Genomic DNA, 19789 nt, shown 5'->3' with positions numbered 1-19789 from the left:
CATTTTTCATCCCCACCGCACAAGGGAGACATCATGCTGCACAACCTGACCGGCTGGCACGCCCTCATCGTCCTCGCGATCATCCTCCTCGTTTTCGGTTCGACCAAACTTCCTTCCCTCGCCAAGGGCGTCGGCCAGTCCCTGCGCATCCTCAAAGACGAGGTGCGTGAGGAGACACCGTCATCACCGCGAGACCGCGTCTCGACGCTTGGCACGACAGCGGCGAACATCGCCGAGGACGCGCACGCCGCGGTGCCGTACCGACACGCGTCGTGACAGCGACCACCGCCGCGCGAGGCACGATGCCGCTGGCCGGGCATGTACGCGAGGCACGGCGGCGCGCGCTGCGCGCGGCGGTGTCGCTGCTGGTGGGTATGGTGGTCGGCTTCGTTCTCTCCGATCAGATCCTCGATGTCCTGCGTACACCCGTCGAAGAACTCGCTCGCTCCCGGCAGGCGAGTCTGAACTACGACACCGTCACCGGCGCGTTCGACCTCGAACTGAAGATCGCCCTGTTCACCGGGGTGATCGTGTCGAGTCCGGTGTGGCTGCGCGAGCTCTTCGCCTACGTCACCCCCGGCCTGACCCGACGCGAGAAAAAGTACGTCCTCGGCTTCTCCGCTGCGGCTGCGCCGCTCTTCGCCGCCGGGTGTGTGTTCGGATTCCTCATCTTCCCCCGCATGGTCAGCGTCCTCGCCGGCTTCTCCTCCGACCAGGACAGCACGATCCTCAACGCCTCCTACTACGTGGACTTCGTCATGAAGATCGTGTTGGCAACCGGGATCGCCTTCGTCCTTCCCGCGCTGCTGGTGATGCTGAACTGCCTCGGAATCCTTTCCGCGCACACACTGCGCGGCAGCTGGCGTGTCATCGTCGTCGTCATCGCACTGTTCAGCGCCCTGGTGACCCCTGCCGCCGACGTATTGTCCATGTTCTCGGTCGCGTTGCCGATGTCGGCGCTGTTCGGTGCCGCCCTGGCGATCACCGCTCTGCACGACAGGCGGGCGGCCCGACGCGCACCCTCCGATCGCGTTGACTTGTTCCCTACCTCCTGAAAAGCGGAGCCACACCATGTTCGGTTTGACGTTCGAAAAAATGTTCCTGGTCGCTGTCATCGCCGGGTTCGTACTCGGTCCTCAGCGCCTGCCCGGATACGCTCACCAGCTCTCCCGAACCGTCCGAACGCTGCGCCAGTTCATCGAAACAACGCGCAGCGCGGCGGAACGAGAAATGGGAGTCCCACTGCAACGCACCGATTGGCAACTGTTGAACCTGCGGCAGTACGACCCCCGCCGAATCGTCAGCGATGCACTCCACGACACCACCGCCTCCACCCCCACAACGACCCCGAACACAGCGACAACGGACGACATCACCGAGCAGGCCGATCGAGTGCGGCCCGGTCAGAAGTACCTGGTGACCGGGACGTCATCGCATCCACGCCGAATCCTCATCGACTCACTCGCATATGACGACCCACGACGCATCGCAGCCCGAGCACACTCGGCCGCACACATCGCTCCACACGATCCGCTATCGACAGAACGCGAACCAGTGGACTCGGCCCACCAGGTCGGTAGCCCGCGGACGATGGATGGGTGACTCTGGCCGCGCCGGAGATTCTTACCGAACGTCCTCGCCCGGCGCTGGCCGATTCCCGGCACGGGTCACAGGGCACGATCAGACGGTCAGCCCCCGCCTGATCAGTATGGCCTCGATCTCGGGAGCGCGGCCTCGGAATGCTTCGAAGGCTTCGAGTGGATCCACCGAACCGCCTCGGGACAGCAGTTCGCGGCGGAAGAGCCGACCCTTCTCACGGATCGGTGCGGCGCCATCGATGAACCATTGCGCGGTGTCCGCATCGAGCACCTCGCTCCAGATATACGAGTAGTAGCTCGCCTCATAACCACCCGAGAAAATGTGCGCGAAGTATCCAGTGCGGTAGCGCGGTGGTATCGCGGCGATAGCGATGCCCGCCCTTTGAAGCGCAACTTCCTCGAAAACCTCGGCATCCGAGCCGTCCGGGTCGAAGACGCCGGACTGCACATCGGTGGCGGGGATGCGGTGCCATGCCCAGTCCAGGAGGGCCGCGGCAAGGTATTCGACGGTGCGGAAGCCCTCGCCGAACCGTTCGGTAGCGGCCATGTGCTCGACCAGTTCGGCGGGCATCGGTTCGCCGGTCTCGAAGTGTCTGGCGTAGTTGGCCAAAATTTCCGGCCTGGACATCCACATCTCGTTCACCTGTGACGGGAATTCGACGGAATCGCGCGGCACCTCGGTACCGGAGAAGAACGGGTAGCACACATCCGAGAACAGCCCGTGCAGAGCATGGCCGAACTCATGGAACAACGTCCTGACGTTGTCCCGAGTCAGTAGGGCCACTTCGCCCTCGGGCGGTTTCGGGATATTGAGATTGTTCACCACTACCGGCTTCTGATCCAACAGCCGTGACTGACTGATCAATTCGTTCATCCAGGCACCACCGCGTTTCGACGGGCGGGTGAAGAAGTCACCGAGGAAAAGCCCCAGGGGCTCGCTGTCAGCATCGAACACCTCGAAAACACGGGCCTCCGGGTGGTAACCGATCAGATCGCTGCGCTCCCGGACGGTGATCCCGTAGACCTGCCCCGCTGCGTAGAACACCCCGTCCCACAACACCCGTTCGAGCTCGAAGTAGGGACGCAGGGCTTCTTCGTTGACCGAAAACCGTTCGGCACGTAGTTTCTCCGACCAGAACTGCCAATCCCACGAGCGTAGCTCGACATCACCCGCTTCAGCAGCGCACCCGAACGTTCCAACGCCACGATAACGTTGGCGAAGGTGGGCGCCTCTACCTCTGACGTGATGGCATCGATCTCGACCAGCTGCTCCGCCATCCCGCGTTCGAACGCGGGCAGATAATCCTTGTCATCGATCTTTGCGAACTCCGGAAGCTCGTACGGAAGCGGGCTCCGGGTGAAGAAAGGGTTGTCCGTCATCGTGGAAACCTATTCTGCCGCGCCAGAGCCGTCGCCTGCCATGGTGACGGGAACTGTCGCGGGCGTCGTGATGTGGTGATGCCCGAGGAGTTCAGGTCGGACGCCAGGGGTCTGTCGACGATCCGAATCAGGCGGAGCCGGATCAATACCTGCACCCACCCATTCAACTCGGTACTTCCCGTGCCCGGTGGTCGACCTGGTCTCCGGTGGCGGGCCTCGGGAGCAAGCCCACAGACCACGGCCGGCACACCACGAGAGCGGCAATCGCAAGGCTCGCACTCGCCGCGAACACCGCCTTGTCCGTCACGACTGTGGACACGGCGCCGGCAATCAGCGCGCCCAGCGGGGCGGCGCCGATTCCGAGGAGCTGGAAAGATGCATTCACGCGGCCGGCCAGATCCGGGGTAATCATGCGCTGGCGCATCGAGATCAGGTTTACGCCGAACAGCGGTGCGAGCAGGCTACCGAGCACGGACACAATTCCCAGCTGGATCATGCTCGTCCCGATGACGGGCGAGACCAGGCCCAAGGCAATGCCCAGTGCACCGATCACGACCGCGGCCCGGAATCCGAGACGCGCGGACAGACGCGCGGCGATCAGGCTGCCGACACTGGAACCGACGCCGGTCGCGGACAACAGCATTCCGGTCTCGGCGGCCGATGCACCCAGCGACCGGCTCGTGTATACGACCAGGACCGCCATCGTCGCGGACGACGCCAGGTTCATCACGCCGACCACTGCGGCGGTGCGCCCCAGCCAGGAGCTGTGAAGAATGGTCTGCAACCCGATCCCGGTGTCGGTCAGGATCGAACCGGACAGATGCTCGCGCGCCGGCCCGGCACCCGCGCCGCGTGGTCCTTCACAAGAAGCACCGCAACCGAGCTCACGATGCCCAGCGTCGACAGCGCCAGCCAGGCCGGAGCCGCGACGAGCAGACCGCCGATCGCCGGGGCGGCCAGCACCCCGAGGACGGTCTGCACCGACGCCATCTTCCCGTAGGCATCCGTGCGTGCTGGTTCCTCGACGAGATCGGCCACCATACTCTGCGCACAGATGTCGCCGACCATATCGACGGTGCCGATCACGACCGCCAGTCCCAGCAACACTGCCAGTTGACCGGGGAACAGGAAGGCGGCCGCCGCGGCGACGCCGAGACCGGCGGCTCGCGTCAGGTTCATGGCGCGCAGAATCGCGAAACGGTCCCTGCGGTCGATCATCGCCCCGGCAAACAGGCTGCCCACCGCCCACGGGAGCAGTGCTGCGAAGAAGATCCAAGCGACCGCGGCCTGACTGGCTTCCCATGCGATGGCCAGCAGCGGAAGGTAGATCCGAGCACCACCATCCACCAAATTGGTAATACCCGCCATTGCCAACAGCCGGCCGAATCTTCCTTGCAGCACGCCCGCTCCTCAGATCAGTTCAATATCGAGAACTCTGGACACTCGCTCGACCTCGGCCGTGTGAGCCTTCGAGAGGCCGGTCAGAGCCTTCCGCGTCGCCGCTCGGACGTCGGTCCCCTCGAGATGATCCTCGACCTGAATCACCAACCCGTCCGGTGTTTCCGCGCTCGGTGCGGAGGCCACTACCGTCAGAGCAATCGCTTCGCGGGTACCGACTGTGGGCGATTTACGGAGGGTCTCCGATATGTAATTGCTCGCGTGATAGCGGCGGGCCGCATCAAGTATTTCCCATGATGCCGGGCCTCCGAGATCAAGAAAAACTGGGATCAGATCAGCATTCCGTTCCCGGAACAGAATATCCATCAGCTTGGCGAAGGTGAGCAGATTCTCGTTTGCGTCCTGTCGAGAAATCGTCCTGATGAAGCACTCACGAAAATCGTCCGGCTGAGCACGATCCAACAGCCGCAGGATTTTCAGATTGGTACGGAATCCGTTATCGACCACTGTGTAGTCGGCACGGCACCCTGGGGGGAAATAATTGTGCTGAGTCGAATACTCCGGCCGCGGGTGCGTGCGGATCAGCAAGCTGACGGTGGGCTCGTCGAGGTGGTAGACGATATGCGGTTCGGTATCACCGGGAAGTACGACCGACGTAGAGCCCGGTTCCCACAATTTGACCGCGCCGAAATCACGTGTTGTCCTTGGAGGTCCAGTTCCCCAGAGACCTCTGGCGCTCCGGGGCCCGCTATGTGGTCGATGACGTGGACGAGCCCGAGCGCGGCTTCTTCTACCGAGTCCGCGGCGACCTCCGACAGCTGATCCGACCTCCGGCCGGACTGCACCGCAGCAATGGCTCTATCGTTCGCCACCGGTCTTCGGACCACTCACGTTTCCGGAGACGGCTCAGATGAGTGTGCCGACGTCCTGCGCGACAAGGTTGTCCAGGGCCCGTTCGGCGACCGCGGCGATGGTCATCGAGGGGTTGCACGCGGCGGTGTTACCGGGCATCAGGGCGCCGTCGAGAACATAGAGGCCCCGCTGGTCGTGCACACGCCCGTCCAGGTCGCACACGGTACCCATGCTCGCGCCGCCCAGTGGATGCCAGGTCGAGGGGAACAATGCGTTGGTGTCCAGCAATGCGCCGTCGGGGCCCGCGATTCTGTGCACGGCCGGCCCGATGTGCCCGTTCTGGATGAAACCGTCGCCCTCGTGCGGCCACCGCAGAACCGCGTCCTCGCGCGCGGCGTCGTAGGCGAACACCCCGCGGCCGTCGCTGACGCCGTAACCGACCATCACCGTGCTGCGCGGGTCCAGCGCGAGGGGCGGTATTGATGCCTGGATGACGGTGTGCGCGGTGTGCGGGTCGTCCCAGTTCAGGCTGCCGTAGACGACCGGTCCACCCTGTGGCGCACCGAATTCCGCGGAAGGGTCGGTCCAGACGTAGATACGGTCGGCATTGGTACCCCAGCCGGTGCCGAGGCCATCCGGCAGATCGGGAATCAGACCCTTGGCGGCCGCGCGCACCAGCAAACGAGTGGTGTTGACGCTGCCGGCTGCCAAGATCAGCGCACCGGTGGTGAGCACCTTGCGCTCCACCACCGCGCCGGTGGTGTCCAGACGCTGTACCCGCACGATCCAGCGGCCATCGGGTGCGCGCTCGATATCGGTCACCTCGTGCAGGGTCTGCACACGCACCAGGCCGGTGGCTTCCGCGGCGGCGATATAGGTGACATCCACGGAGTGCTTGCCGCCGTTGTTGACACCCATCGCGCCGTCACCGTTGGTGTAGGAGGGTTTCATCTCTCCGCGCAACTCGGCCAGCGCGAACTCCCAGTCGATCGGCATCGGAATCTTCGACAGCGGCATCCCCGCGCGACGCACCCGATCGGCGAACACCCGGGCCGCACGGTAGTTCTCGGATTCGACCAGTTCGTCGGGCGCCTCGGCGAGTCCCAGCATCGTCGCCACCCGCGGGTAATGGACCCGGTTCATCAACTGCCAGTCCAGCTCCTGCGGAAAATGGGTGTTGAACACCGATTCCGCCGGTTGCAGCGACATTCCCTGATAGACCAGCGAACCGCCGCCGACACCGGCCGCGCAGAGGGCGGTCATGTTCTCCCCCGCTACCGCTTCCACCAGACCCGTGTAGGGCTCGAACATCAGCGGCCGGCCGAACAGACTCGGGCTGGACCGGCACCACAACAATCGCTTGTCCGGCGCGGTCGCACGGGGAAAGGTCTCGGAGTTCGGTCCGGTGGGCCAGCGCAGTCCCCGTTCGAGCACTGTCACCGGCACACCTGCCTGAGCCAGACGAAGAGCGCTGACACCACCACCGAACCCGGAACCGATCACCACCACCCGGTGCTCTTCATAGTTCAGGGGCACGTTGCCCACCTGAGCGGCGGCCGGCGCGGGCGACCCGATCGCGCGTGCCCCCACGAGGGTGGCACCTGCGGCGGCTGCGCCGGTCAACAGTGATCGGCGCGTGATTGCCTTCATCACTCAATTCCTTTGTCGTCTTGTGTCATCGGAGACGAAGTCCCCCTGTGGAAAGGCGGCACGAGGCGTGGCTGAAGCGCACACCGCGGATGGTGGTGTGCGTGATACGGGACAACCCGATGCGCCGCGGTGTCGGGACCCGCACGGCACTTCTCGTGCAGGCGCTACATATCTCGGCGTCGGCCGGTCAGTTGATCGTGCACCCGGATACCGGCTTGTCGGCCAGGCGATCCAGCAGGTAGGTGATCGCGTTGTCGGGTCCGAACCCGTCGATCATCTCGGGCCCGAAATGGTTGGGGATGGTGGTTCCGGGCAGCAGTGGCGGTAACTCGTTGGTGCGGAAGGTGACCGTCGCGCCCTTGGCGCACCAGTCGTCAGCGAGCCGGCGGGCCTGGTTGTATGGGACCGTGTCATCGTTGCGGCCGCTGGTGACCAGCACCGGTGAGGCGGGGGTGAGGGTGCCGACCCGGAGGTCGGCCAGGGCCGGGGCGGCCTCCGGGATGGCTTGCAGGTGGGTGCTGAGCGGGCGGCCGTCGCGGGTGAGCGAACTGGTCTTCAGGAACGGGTAATGGGTGATGACATCGCCGATGCAGGCGTCGCTCAACGCCGCCAGGGTGTCGCGGCCGTGCTGGTTGGTCACCCGGTCGACCGCTTTCCCCAGGTCGGGATAGCGGGCGAGGAGCCCGTTGATGGCGAAACCGATCGCACCGCCGATCAGGGCACCGTCGATCCGTTCGAGGATCGCGGCGAGGTCGGCCACCGGGCCGCCGGCCCATGTTCCTTTGAGGTTCAGTTCCGGTGCGTAGGCCGACTGCATTTCCGCGGCCGCCGCGACCGCGCCGCCGCCCTGGGAATAACCCCACAACACCAGCGGGGTCTCGGCACCGGTACCCGCCAGGTTGTTGGCCGCCCGCGCACCGTCGAGGACGGCGTGCGCCTCCTCGATCCGGTTGGCGTAGGTGTGGATTCCGGGGGTGCCCAGTCCGATGTAGTCGGTCACCAGGACGCGGGCACCGAGTCGGCTCCACACCGCCGAGGACGGCAGCTCCTGATTCGCCGACAGCGACGGCGACGGATCGGTGGTGATGGTGATACCCGTCGAGAACGCCTTCGACATGGCGCACCGGTCACCCTGTCCCGAGGTACCGGGCCCGATCACCACGGTCGGCCGCGGACCCGCACCCAGCCACGGCCCCGCGGCGTCGATATAGGTTCCGGTCACCGCGATCGGTGAACCGTCCTGCAACCGGGAGGTGTACATGATGTGCTCGGCCCTACCCGGCCACCCCTGATCCGAAGGCAAAGTGGCCAGCAGCGACATCGGCTGCGTCCGGATCACCGTGCCGGGCTCGGCCGGGATGCGCTCGGGCGGGGTGTAGAACGCCTCGGGAGCAGCCGCGGCCCGCGGCTGTTCTGCCGCCACCACCGCGACACCGGCCGCACAGACCAGGGCCACCATGACCGCAGTCATCCGAACGGCCTGTCGCGTCGCCCTCCGGCAAGAGCTCTGCCCACGCTGCCGATACATCGTCACCTCTCCATCGACCTCGACGGGACCCCCTCGCTCGAGCGTCCCGAATGACGCAGCGTGGCCGGATGAAGCCCGTCACAGCTGCGAACTACCGAACAGTAACACAGTTACCGAAAAAGGCGACCGGCCCCGGCAGGCCGCTCGGGACTCGCACACTGCACCGTTCGACACATCGCGGCATCAGCTCCTGACCGCTCAGAACGACACACTGATCTGCCTGCGCCTGCGCACGATCGCTACCGTGGGCCCGTGGGCCGGAAACCGAAACCAGCGCCGACCGGGCAGATCATCGACGTTGTCCTCGACCTGCTGGAGTCGGAAGGATACGAAGGCGTCAACCTCAGAGAGGTGGCGCGGCGCGCGCGCATATCTCTCGCCACCGTGTACAAGCACTTCGCCGATCGCGACGAATTGATCGTCACCGCTGTCCAACACTGGATGTCGACCCACAGCTTCACTGCCATGGAACGGCCGAAGCCGGGGGAAACGCTGCACGATGGCTTGATGCGCGTCCTCGGCTACGTCTTCGAACCGTGGGAACGTAACCCCCGGATGCTCGAGGCCTACCACCGGGCCCGCACCGTTCCGAGCGGACAGCGGCTGGACGCCCAGGGCATCAACGCGATGCAGCCGATCATCGCCGCCCTCTTCCGAAATGCAGATCCGACCTATGTGGAAGACATCGCGCTGGTCCTGGCGAACATGACCTACGCGCTGATCGGACGATTCGCCGACCGCAACCTCGAGATCACCGAGATCCTGCCCATCCTCGAGCGCGCGGTCTACCGGCTGACCCATGACAACCACGCCGACGCGGTCGCCGCGGTATCGACAGACGCCGAGCAGGACCGGACACCCCGCTCGGAGGTGATCGCCTCGCTCGCAGGCCCTTTTCAAGCCTGAGACCTACCACGGGATCAGCAAGCGTCGTACCAGCTGTTCGCCGCGCCGAACCGACCGTTGGCCAGCACCACCGGTCTCGTCACAGTCCGGCGTCGACCCCATCGCCCGCGACCGGCAATTCCCATAGAGAACTCGCACTGAAGCAGTCGATGCGTCGCCGCAGCGAAGGTGGTGTAGCCGAATGCACGACCCGGTAGGACACCAGAGTTCCGGTGTCAGGACAGACATCCGAACACCCGGCGGCCGTAGTTCCCGGAACCTTCGACCGAGTCGAGAGGAGGCCCGAGGATCTCTTTCGCGGCAGGAGCGGCTATCGAGCGTCCTGTATGCGGCCCAGCGCCCCGATAACCGTCGTGAGGTGCACGCTGTGGCGTGGGTCGCTCGACCGCAGCTCCAGGAACTCGCGATTCACGCCCGCACCATACAGCCGGGTCAGCCACGTGACCAGCACAGCAATGCCCTCGGGAGTCGGGACGAAAACGGTCTGGCCGAACGTCGGGTCCGCGAGCTGTGCGGTGTCTCCGGTGAGGATCTCGGCGAGCGCCAGGGCGGTCACGTCGTACAGGTACTCGTCCGCGGCGGGATCGTCGCCGAGCAACCCCTCCGAGCGGACGGCGTTCACGAGTTCATCGGCCGTGACCTCGGCCCGGCCGTAGGAGACCTCCCCGACCAGAGCCACCACTTCCAGACCCTCGTCGCTCTCCAGCGCCTTGACGCCCCACGCACCCACGCCCCTCACTGTAGCGACGGCCTCGCAGAGTCATCGCCCTCTCACACCGCCGGCGCTCGGTATCGCTGCGCGGAATTCTGCCCGTCGCCGGCCTCCGGGCGTAGATCCTTATCTTCCGCGTGGGCGAGCGCGGGGTGACGAATCGCCCGCCTGGCCGACGGACACAAAGGTCTCGTCGGTGAGCCGGCCGGGCCGCGCGGGCCCGTGTCACAGAGCAACGCTCGACCGCGCATCGCTCCGAGGCTCTGCTCGCCGGGCGGGTATCGGCGCGGTGGGGACGCCGCACCGTAGGAAACGGTTAGCGTTGCGCGCGAGGGTCGACCGGGCAGGGGCCGAGCGGGTCGACCGATCTGTTCGCCGGTGACGGAAGGGGCTGTGATGGTGTCGAGCACAGTGGTCGCGCTCCTCGGGGCGAGTGGCGAGAGCCCACCGGGGTTGTTGCCCGCTCGTCAGCAGATGGCGTTCTCGCTGGGCTGGCATATCGTGCTGGCCTGTTTCGGTGTCGCATTCCCCGCCATGATCTATGTCGTCCATCGACGCGGCCTGACCCGCGAGGACACCGTCGCGCTGGGGCTGGCCCGGCGATGGGCGACTGTCTCAGCGATCCTGTTCGCCATCGGCGCTGTCTCCGGGACGGTGCTCAGCTTCGAAATGGGACTGCTGTGGCCGGGGTTGATGGGGCGCTACGGCGACGTACTGGGTCTGCCGTTCGCCTTCGAAGGACTGTCGTTCTTCATCGAGGCGATCTTCCTCGGGATCTATCTGTACGGCTGGGGACGTATGCCGCCGCGACGCCATCTCGCGATGCTCGTCCCGATGGGGGTGGCGGGCGTGGTGGGCACATTCTGTGTCGTCAGCGTCAATGCGTGGATGAACAACCCGACCGGTTTCCGGATCGTCGACGGCGAGGTCACCGACGTCGACCCGTGGCGGGCGATGTTCAACGGCGGGGCCTTCTTGCAATTCGCCCACATGTGGGTCGGGGCGTTCATGGTGGTCGGTTTCGTGGTGTCGGGCGTCTATGCCGCCGGCCTGCTGCGCGGCCGCCACGATACCCACCACCGGCTGGGCTTCACAGTGCCCTTCGTCTTCGCGACCGTCGCCGCGCTGCTACAGCCTGTCGTCGGGCACATTCTCGGGATGCGGGTGCACGATACGCAGCCGGCGAAGTTGGCCGCGTTCGAATTGGCCACCACCACCGAGGGTCCGGCGCCGCTGCGTATGGGCGGAGTGCTGGTGGACGGCGAGGTCCGCTGGGCGCTCGATATCCCGCGCTTGGGTTCGATCATCGCCCGCAACTCGTTGACCGCGCCCGTTCCCGGTCTCGACTCGGTCCCGGTGGGAGATCGGCCGCCGGTCAATATCACCCACCTGGCGTTCCAGACCATGGTCGGCATCGGCACCCTGCTGGCGCTCGGGGTGACTGTGTTCTGGCTGATGCGGTGGCGACGGCGTGATCTGCTGGGTCACCGGTGGTTTCTGCGGGCAGCCGTCGTCGCGGGACCGCTGGCGGTACTCGCGCTCGAATGCGGCTGGATCGCCACCGAAGTCGGCCGGCAACCGTGGACCGTGTGGCAGGTGCTGCGCACCGACGATGCCGCCAGCACGAGTACCGGACTGTGGTGGAGCTACACCGGTGTGCTGCTGGTCTACCTCGGTATGACGGCGGGGGCGGTAGTCGTGTTGCGTTCGATGACCCGGCGCTGGCGCGCCGGCAGCGAGACGATCGCGGCTCCCTACGGTCCCGGAGCCTCACCCGTCGACCAGGCGCAACGGGCACAAGATGCTGGAGGGCGGTGACCGATGGACCTGTCGGATGTGGTCGCGACCGCGATGTTCACCGGGGTGGTGTTGTACGCGCTGTTCGCCGGGGCGGACTTCGGCTCCGGGTTCTGGGACCTGACCGCCGGCGGACCGCGCCGCGGCGGCCGCCTGCGGGTGCTGATCGACCACAGCATCGGGCCGGTCTGGGAGGCCAACCACGTGTGGCTGATCTACATACTGGTCTTCCTGTGGACCGCCTATCCCACGGCCTTCGCCGCCATCATGACGACTCTGTTCATTCCGATGAGCCTCGCCCTCCTGGGAATCGTCCTTCGCGGGGCGAACTTCGCGTTCCGTAAGTACTCCGCGACGATGACCCAGGCTCGCCTGTTCGGCGCCTTGTTCGCCGGAGCGTCCCTGATCGCCCCGTTCTTCTTCGGCACCGTCGTCGGCGCGATCGCCTCGGGCCGCGTTCCGGCGCAAGGATACGGCGACCGGGTGAACTCCTGGGTGAATCCGACCTCACTGCTCGGCGGCACCCTGGCGGTGGGCACCTCGGCGTTTCTGGCCGGAGTGTTCCTCACCGCCGACGCCGCCCGGTCCGGCGACCGCCGGCTGGCGGAATATCTGCGGCCTCGCACCCTGGTGGTCGGTGGCGTGACCGGTGTGATCGCGATCGCGGCGATAGCGCCGATCCGGCGCGACGCGCCGACGCTCGGTGGCGAACTGCTCGGGCGGGCGCTGCCCTTGATCGCGCTGTCCGCGGCAGCCGGTGCGCTCACTCTGGTTCTGGTGTTCCGCCGCAGGTTCGGATGGGCAAGAGTCTCCGCGCTGGCCGCGGTGGCGGCGATCGTCATCGGGTGGGCCGTGGCCCAGACGCCGTGGATGCTGGTCGACGAGATGCTGATCGCCGACGCCGCGGGCGCGCGCGCCACACTCCTCGCCCTACTCGCAGTCGTCGCTATCGCGGCGGTCACGGTGCTACCCGCACTTGCCTATCTCTTCTGGCTCACCCAATCCGACGCCTGGGTTCGTGACGAAACCACCGCTGCCCGCGAGACCCGCAGACCGTAATGGGTTCGTCCGTCGCTCTGCCGGGTGCCCGGCGTGCCTACAGCGCGGGTCTCTACTCGCGTCGTCGCCGTCTCTCGGTGGGCCCGCCAGAGGGCATTTCGCGGCTATGGCCGGGGGTATGGCGAGCGCGGAGGAGGTAGCCATGCGAGACGCCGACTGAACAGCCGGCGGGGTTCGGGCTCGTCGGACCGGCGGGCTTCAGCGCAAAGTGCGCCGATACAGGGGTTGACAGTTCACTTCAGCGCCGATATTGTCAAGCGCCTCATGGGTACTTTGTTGTTCTTCCTGTAATCACACCCCGACGCGTCGAGCGCTGCTCCTCGGGCGAGCATGCCTCCGCGTTCTCCACCCACGACGTCCTCCGGTCGCGACCGGCTCGTCCGGCGTGTGGGTTCCCGTGATCACGGCCGCGTGCCGGAAACAGGAGGATATTCATGCTTACCGCTGCTCGACTCACCCTCTCCGACATCGGCAAACGCTACGGCGACCGCACCGTGTTGGACCGCGTCTCACTTTCGATCCGGCCCGGCGAAACCGTCGGGGTCGTCGGCGACAACGGGTCCGGCAAATCGACACTGCTGAGGCTGCTCTCCGGCCAGGAACTGCCGGACAACGGTGAGATCTGCGTGTCGGCGCCCGGCGGGATCGGCTACCTACCGCAATCACTGGAGCTGCCGGGCACCGCGACCGTCGCCGACGCGATCGATCTGGCACTGGCCGATATCCGCGAACTGGAGAGCCGCCTGCGCAGTGCGGAAACCGAACTGGGCGGCGAAGAACCACTCGAACCGGCGCTGATCTGCTACGCGGAGTTGCTGGCCCAGTTCGAGGCGCGCGGCGGGTACCAGGCCGATCAGCGCGTCGACACCGCGCTGGCCGGACTCGGACTCCCGGGCCTCGCCCGGGACCGCCTGCTGGGCACACTGTCCGGCGGGCAGCGGTCCCGGCTCGCGCTGGCGGCCACGCTGGCGGCCGCCCCCGAGGTACTGCTGCTCGACGAACCCACCAACGATCTCGACGATGCCGCGGTGGACTGGCTCGAACGGTATCTCCGCGGCCACCGCGGCACCATCGTCGCCGTAACGCACGACCGGGTGTTCTTGGAGCAGATCACGAATGTGGTGCTCGAGGTGGCCGATGGGCAGGTGGCCCGTTTCGGTGACGGGTACGACGGCTACCTGCGCGCCAAGGCGGCGCAGCGACGGCGAATGGTGGAGGAACATCAGCGATGGAAGGAGGATCTTGCCCGCAGTCGTCGCATGGCGGAGTCGAATAGTGCACGGCTGGAGTCGATCCCGCGGAAGCTGCCGCTGGCGGTATTCGCGGCCGGACCGTTTCGGGCGCGCGGCCGCGACCACGGTGCCCGGGCGCGAATCCGCAACGCCAAGGAACGCCTCGAGCGGCTCACCGGCAACCCGGTCGCCGCACCGCCGGATCCGTTGAGTTTCACGCCGGACTTGGCCGAGTACACGCCGACTCCGGAAATGCCGGTGGCCGAGCTGATGGGTGTGCGGGTGACCGGACGGCTCGAGGTCGGCGAGATATCGCTGGCCGCGGGCCGGCGAGTATTGGTCACCGGCCCCAACGGCGCCGGTAAGACCACCCTGCTGCGTGTGCTGGCCGGAGAACTGGAGCCTCACAGCGGTTCGGTGCGGATACACGGCCGCGTGGGCCATCTACGGCAGGAGGGGGTTCCGTGGCCGGCGGAGATGACGGTGCTGCAGGCCTTCGCCCACGGCCGCCCGTGGTATCCGGAGGAGTACGCCGACGAACTGCTGCGGTTGGGGCTGTTCCGCCCCGGCGACCTGGATTTGCGGGTCGGCCACCTGTCCTATGGGCAGCGACGGCGGATCGAACTGGCGCGTCTGGTCAGCGATCCGGTCGACCTGCTGCTGCTCGACGAACCGACCAACCACCTGTCACCGGCGCTGGTGGAAGACCTGGAGGAGGCATTGACCGGATATCGCGGCGCGGTGGTGATGGTCACCCACGACCGGCGCATCCGCGAGCGCTTCCGCGGCACTCGGCTCGAGATCCGCGACGGAGTGTGCTCGCACACGGGCACGGCACTCGCGCAGCCGGCATGACAGCGGCGGCCCGGCGGAAGTCCCCGGCCGGCTCCGTCCGGGTCGATGGACTCCGGGCCGTGCCCGGGAGTTTTGGTCGGCTCTGGTTTTGAAGCCTTGTCATAGGTGATCGACTCGGTGTCCGGCGAGATATTGTAGCTGCGCCCACGGCCCGCCACAGGAGGAAGCGGCCTCGAGAGATCGTGCGCAAGCATCGTTCTTCACGCTGTTCAGGGGCGGACGGGCACCACCGTCACCACCGCATACGGGCGTGCGGTCTCACCTGTCCGACCGCGAGGAGATCCAGGCCGCGCAGCGCGGGCGGTACCGAGCCGCCGCGCGCCGAAGCCTCAGTTTTCCTGATCGGGACGGCCCGGCCACTGCGCGTAGGGGATGCGGACGATATCCAATACCTCACCGATCGTCGACCACTCGTTGCGACCCAGACGCGCCAGTGGACGCAGCCGATCGATCGCGGGAAGGCTGTTGCCACGGGCATCCGTACGCACTACCTCGGCATCGACCGCGGCATGCAGAACCCGGCCGATCACCACGGTCGAGTCACCGAGCTCCAAGCTGTGTTCGAGTCGGCACTCCAGTGCGACCGGCGACTCCGCGACCCGCGGTGGCGCCACGGTTACGCTTGGCTCCGGTGTCAGCCCGACCTCGGTGAACTCCGACAGTTCGGCGGGGAAATCCGTGCCGGTGGCATTCACCTGCTCGAACATCGACTCGGTGGCAAGGCAGACGACGAACTCGCCCGTCTCGAGCACATTGCGCAACGAATCCTTCCTGCCCACCGATGTGAACTGCACCATCGGCGGCGCGACACACGAGACCGTGAAGAAGGAGTGCGGGGCGAGGTTGTCGACTCCCGTGCCGGACCGGGTCGACACCCATGCGATCGGCCGGGGAACGACAACACTGGTCAACACCTTGTAGAAGTCGCCGTATCCCACCACGTCGGGATCGATACCCGTGCGCATATGGCCACTTCCTTCCAGCGGGTTCGCCGCACGGCCGTCCAGGTAACTTCCGGAGCCGGGACGGCTGTGCGCAACATGCTCCACCGTATACGGGGCTCCACCTGCCGTAACGATGTAGTGCTTGCCCGAGCCCGCCTCCGCGGAGCACCCGGCGTCGACCACCGGCGCGATGCCCGTCATGGTCCTCGTGGTACCCGTGGCCGCCAACGAACTGCCGATGTGTCCTTTCTACCTATCCGGCGATCCTCGACTCGTCGGTGATCGGCGGCTACGCCGCAGCGGGATCGAGGGGTTCTCGCCGAGCGCGGTCGCGAACCGCACCACGGAACGCGTGGTGAACCGGCGAGAACGGCCGGCCGCCCCGGCCGGGACTCGGGAGATCGAAGGCCGGCCTCCGCGCTGTAGGGAGATCGGTGGAAAGGGTTGCCGTCGGCCGAGGCAGAAGCATTTCCGAGCCGGCCGGCACGAACAGAAATGGTGTCTGCGATGACCGAAGTACTGCCACTTGCCTACGGGTACCTGCGCGACGATCTGCTCAGCGAACGCGGCTCGGCGGACGGCATGCTACAAGCCGCTGCGAACGCGCTCGGCTACGAACTGGGCACAGTGTTCCACGAGCCGCGGCCGTGGAGCGCGGGGCTTCCCCCCGCGTTCGCCGATCTGCTCATGGAATGCCGACGGGCTGCCGCGAACGCGGTGATCACCCCACACGGCCATCTGTCCGAAACGGTATCCCGAACCGTCCTGCAGACGGCCCTGGTAGCGCATGGCGAATTGGTCGTGCACGAGGTCGGTTCCTGATGCCGGCCGCCCGCAATGGCCGAGTCCCGGGTCCCCCCGGCTGCGCACGCGTTCTGGCCGGTCGGTCATGCTGTGACGTTGCTGAGAGATCCGCCGGCATTTCTGTCGACTCTGGCGAATGACGGCAGTGAGCTCGTGAAAATCCGCATCGGTCCCGGAGCCGCTGTCATCGTCTCCGACCCGGACCTCACCGATCGAGTCCTTCGTGATGATCGCACATTCGACGAGGGCGGCCCGCTGTTGGGCACTCGACGTCGAGCGCTACACAGTCGGCGGTCGAACCGTGGCCGACTGTTTCACCATTAACGACTCCCCTACCGATACGTCACCCGATCCGCCGGGGATCTCGTCGATCAACTGGTGGTGGCAGGTATGACGCACGTCGCCCGCAGCCGCGGGTTCCGCAGCGGTCACGAGAAGTGACAACGGCTCGCGGCGTGTACTGCGGGACCGTCGACCACGGCGTTCTTTCGGTCATGCCCGGGATCTTGCTCCGCTAGGCTACCTGTGTGTCGGCAGGTCGAACGTCTGTCAGTGGATTGCCGCCCGCGGCTGCCAGCGATTTCGTGGGCCGCGATCGGGAGCTGGAAAGAATCGGGATGGCGTTGCTGGGCAGCACTCGCCTGGTGACCTTGATCGGTGCGGGTGGCATCGGAAAAACCCGATTGGCGACCGAGGCCGTGCAGCGCTTCCAACGGGCACGGCGCGTCCCGGTGCACTGGGTGCGGCTGGCCGTACTGCCGCGGGGCGCGGAGGCGACCGCGGTGGAGGAACAGGTCGCGGGCTCGGTGATCGAGGCCGATTTCTCCGGGAGGTCGGCCTGGGACGCGGTACTGGACACGCTGCGCCGCCGCGACGCGGCCGGGCGGAACGCGCAGACGATCCTGGTCATGGACAACTGCGAACATGTGCTCGACGGTGCGGGTGCGGTGATCGCCGGTCTACTCGACGCGGCACCCGGGCTCACCGTGCTGGCCACCAGCCGCGAGGCGATCGGGTGGGTCGACGAACAGCTGGTGCCGGTGCCCGCGCTTTCGCACGAGCAGGCGCTGGCCTTGTTCCGTGCCCGCGCCGACCTCGTCGGACATACCCTCTCCGATGCGGATAGCGACCTGGCCGCCGCGATCTGCCGGCGTGTACACAATCACCCGCTCTATATCCGGCTGGCGGCCGCACGGCTGTCGCGTCAGCCGCTGCCGATGATCCTGCGTGACCTCAGCGGTGAGGCGGACGACCGGCGATTGCAGTGGCAGAACGGACCCAGAGTCGGCGCGGACGTCCGGCATCGGGGCATCCGCGATGTCATCGCCTGGTCCTACGATCTCTGCCGGGACAAAGAACAGCTGTTGTTCGACCGCCTGTCGGTGTTCGCGGCCGGGTACGACATCGGCACCGACAGCTCCGACGCGGCCGGACGGGACGTCGGCGCCGAACTGGAAGCCATCGAAGCGGTCTGCGCCGACGACGACACCGGCCGCGCGGACGGATTGGCCCGTGCCGAGATCGAAGGCCTGCTACTGCGGTTGGTGGATCAGTCCCTGGTGTCGATCCACCTGACCGAGACCACGGTGCGTTATTCGATGGCCGAAACAATTCGACTCTTCGCCCAGCAGCGCCTCCGGGACCGCGGTGCGGAGGCCGACCGGCTGGCGCGCAGGCACCGCCGCTACTACCGCGACAAGGTGGCCGCGGCCCGAGCCGGCTGGTTCGGGCCGGACGAGCAGGCGCTGCTCGATTGGGCGCGGGCGGCCGGGGACAATCTGCAGTCGGCCATGGAGAGCAGTATCGCCACACCGGGCGAGGCGGCAGTCGGACTCGAGATCGCCGCCGGGCTCATCGCCTTACGTATCCCGTTCCTGACCGGCTCATTGCGGGAACCACGCCGGTGGGCCGAGCGCGCACTCGCGGCAACCCGGGACCTCGACCCCGAGCCGGTGACGCTGCAGGTCGTGGCGATGTCACTGATCGCCTGGATCAGCATGTGCCAGGGGGTCCACCGCGAGGCCGAACGCATGCTCGACGAATGCGTCGCCCGCTGCGTGCCCGGCGCCGCGGACCGAGCGCGCTGGCGCGCGGAACCCGAGGTGGACTTCGGGCTCCCCGCCGCGGTCGAATACGCCCGTGGTGCCGAGCTGATGCTGATCCGCCGCGATCCGCGGGCGATCACCGTCCTGGCCCGGGCGCGGGCACGTTTCACCGCCGAGGGAGACCAGGGCGGTGCCGCGATGAGCGAACTGTTCGAAGCGCTGAGCGCCGGATTCTTCGGCACCGCCGAACAAGCACTGGAAACCTGCCGCACCCACCTCCGCAACTCCGAGCGCTCCGGCGCCCAGTGGGTGACCTGCTGGGCGCGGCTGGCATGGGCGATCGCGTCGAGTAAACACGGTGACGCGAACGAGGCGCTTGCCGTGTGCCGCGCGACACTGTCCGATCAGCTCGCGATGCGCGACCGGTGGGGGGCGGTGTGGGCCGTGCACATCCAGGCATGGACACTGGCCCGCCTGGTGGACGCCGCCGGCGATGAGCCCTCCACGGCCGTGACTGCCCGGGCACGCGATATCGCACGCCTGCTCGGCGGCGGGGCCACTCTCCGCGCGGGGCTCGGCGTGGATATCGCCCACCTCGGCCCGTTCGCCACCGAAACCGAATCGGCCGCGGACACCGCCCGCGCAATACTGAACGACGACGCCTTCGCGGAGGCGGAGCGGGAAGGTGCGCTGTTGCGGCCGGAGTTCGACGAAGTCGCGCAGCTGGCACTGGGCGACCTGTCCATGGACAGGTTGCCCGTGGAACATCCGGTCCGGCGCAGCCGCCCCTCACCGTGGCAGCAACTGTCGGCGGCCGAGCAGGAGGTCGCCGTACTCGCCGCGGCGGGGTGGACCAACACGGCCATCGCGGTCCGGCGCGGCAGCTCCTCCAAGACTGTCGACGCTCAAATGGCTTCCGTACTCCACAAGTTGATGATCGGCTCCCGAGCGGCTATCCGCTCCCTCGTACCTGCCGATCGACAAGATCAAGTGAACGACGAAGCCGCACGCAGGCCACAGCGCGGCCGG

At 66.8% G+C, this 19789-nt stretch carries 16 protein-coding genes and 1 pseudogene; 9 read left to right on the top strand and 8 right to left on the bottom strand.

What is annotated here, in order from left to right; translation table 11 throughout:
• Positions 1-33: 33 nt before the first annotated feature.
• Genes NS4_RS00590 through NS4_RS34015 form a run of 3 tightly spaced genes read left to right on the top strand, consistent with a single transcriptional unit; the run spans position 34 to position 1602 of the window.
• Positions 34-276, top strand: a complete 243-nt coding sequence (locus tag NS4_RS00590; protein ID WP_063057487.1) for a Sec-independent protein translocase subunit TatA/TatB — start codon at positions 34-36, stop codon at positions 274-276.
• Positions 273-1055 carry a twin-arginine translocase subunit TatC gene (gene tatC / locus NS4_RS00585; RefSeq protein WP_245664923.1) on the top strand — a complete coding sequence of 261 codons (783 nt, stop codon included), beginning with the start codon at positions 273-275 and terminating at the stop codon, positions 1053-1055. Before NS4_RS00590 ends, tatC begins: the two co-directional genes overlap by 4 nt.
• Positions 1056-1071: 16 nt before the next feature.
• On the top strand, positions 1072-1602 hold the full coding sequence (locus NS4_RS34015; RefSeq protein WP_501193438.1) for a twin-arginine translocase TatA/TatE family subunit: 531 nt from the start codon (positions 1072-1074) through the stop codon (positions 1600-1602).
• Between the two features lie 78 nt (positions 1603-1680).
• Here NS4_RS34015 and NS4_RS00575 read toward each other — a convergent pair.
• The 6 genes and pseudogenes from NS4_RS00575 to NS4_RS00550 form a co-directional block, all read right to left on the bottom strand.
• A pseudogene (locus tag NS4_RS00575) lies at positions 1681-2766 on the bottom strand (M3 family metallopeptidase); the annotation flags it as partial.
• Between the two features lie 375 nt (positions 2767-3141).
• Entirely contained in the window at positions 3142-3705 is a 564-nt protein-coding gene (locus NS4_RS31925) for an MFS transporter (protein WP_157105816.1), read from the bottom strand.
• A 74-nt stretch (positions 3706-3779) separates the two neighbouring features.
• Entirely contained in the window at positions 3780-4346 is a 567-nt protein-coding gene (locus NS4_RS31920) for an MFS transporter (protein ID WP_063057484.1), read from the bottom strand.
• Positions 4347-4388: 42 nt separating this feature from the next.
• Positions 4389-4883 (bottom strand): hypothetical protein, encoded by a 495-nt coding sequence (locus tag NS4_RS00560; protein WP_218020273.1) that lies wholly within the window; start codon positions 4881-4883, stop codon positions 4389-4391.
• Between the two features lie 399 nt (positions 4884-5282).
• Positions 5283-6878, bottom strand: a complete 1596-nt coding sequence (locus NS4_RS00555; RefSeq protein WP_063057482.1) for a GMC oxidoreductase — start codon at positions 6876-6878, stop codon at positions 5283-5285.
• Between the two features lie 187 nt (positions 6879-7065).
• Positions 7066-8349 (bottom strand): lipase family protein, encoded by a 1284-nt coding sequence (locus tag NS4_RS00550; RefSeq protein ID WP_439955748.1) that lies wholly within the window; start codon positions 8347-8349, stop codon positions 7066-7068.
• Between the two features lie 309 nt (positions 8350-8658).
• Here NS4_RS00550 and NS4_RS00545 point away from each other — a divergent pair, with 309 nt between their 5' ends.
• Positions 8659-9312: a TetR/AcrR family transcriptional regulator gene (locus NS4_RS00545; protein WP_063057480.1), complete on the top strand. Its 654-nt coding sequence runs from the start codon at positions 8659-8661 to the stop codon at positions 9310-9312.
• A 310-nt stretch (positions 9313-9622) separates the two neighbouring features.
• On the opposite strand, the gene NS4_RS00540 is transcribed toward NS4_RS00545, so the two are convergent.
• Positions 9623-10042 (bottom strand): hypothetical protein, encoded by a 420-nt coding sequence (locus tag NS4_RS00540; RefSeq protein ID WP_063057479.1) that lies wholly within the window; start codon positions 10040-10042, stop codon positions 9623-9625.
• Between the two features lie 378 nt (positions 10043-10420).
• On the opposite strand from NS4_RS00540, the gene NS4_RS00535 reads away from it, so the two are divergent.
• The 3 genes from NS4_RS00535 to NS4_RS00525 all read left to right on the top strand — a co-directional run bounded on the left by NS4_RS00535 (position 10421) and on the right by NS4_RS00525 (position 14967).
• Positions 10421-11842: a cytochrome ubiquinol oxidase subunit I gene (locus NS4_RS00535; protein WP_063057478.1), complete on the top strand. Its 1422-nt coding sequence runs from the start codon at positions 10421-10423 to the stop codon at positions 11840-11842.
• 3 nt (positions 11843-11845) lie between these two features.
• Positions 11846-12880, top strand: coding sequence for a cytochrome d ubiquinol oxidase subunit II (locus NS4_RS00530; RefSeq protein ID WP_063057477.1), 1035 nt, complete (start codon positions 11846-11848; stop codon positions 12878-12880).
• Positions 12881-13314: 434 nt separating this feature from the next.
• The gene (locus NS4_RS00525; protein WP_063057476.1) at positions 13315-14967 is read left to right on the top strand and encodes a TlrC/CarA/OleB/SrmB family ABC-F type ribosomal protection protein; all 1653 of its coding nucleotides are present in this window, start codon (positions 13315-13317) and stop codon (positions 14965-14967) included.
• Between the two features lie 329 nt (positions 14968-15296).
• Here NS4_RS00525 and NS4_RS00520 read toward each other — a convergent pair whose 3' ends face one another.
• Positions 15297-16112, bottom strand: a complete 816-nt coding sequence (locus NS4_RS00520) for a flavin reductase family protein (protein WP_439955747.1) — start codon at positions 16110-16112, stop codon at positions 15297-15299.
• Between the two features lie 306 nt (positions 16113-16418).
• Here NS4_RS00520 and NS4_RS00510 point away from each other — a divergent pair, with 306 nt between their 5' ends.
• Complete coding sequence (locus NS4_RS00510; RefSeq protein WP_063057474.1) at positions 16419-16733, top strand: hypothetical protein; 315 nt, start codon at positions 16419-16421, stop codon at positions 16731-16733.
• Positions 16734-17332: 599 nt separating this feature from the next.
• The coding region (locus NS4_RS00505) for a helix-turn-helix transcriptional regulator (protein ID WP_157105813.1) at positions 17333-19789 on the top strand (2457 nt) is incomplete at its 3' end.

It is taken from the genome of Nocardia sienata NBRC 100364, from assembly GCF_001613205.1.
GTDB lineage: Bacteria > Actinomycetota > Actinomycetes > Mycobacteriales > Mycobacteriaceae > Nocardia > Nocardia sienata.
This window is presented reverse-complemented; position numbering and strand designations above follow the sequence as displayed.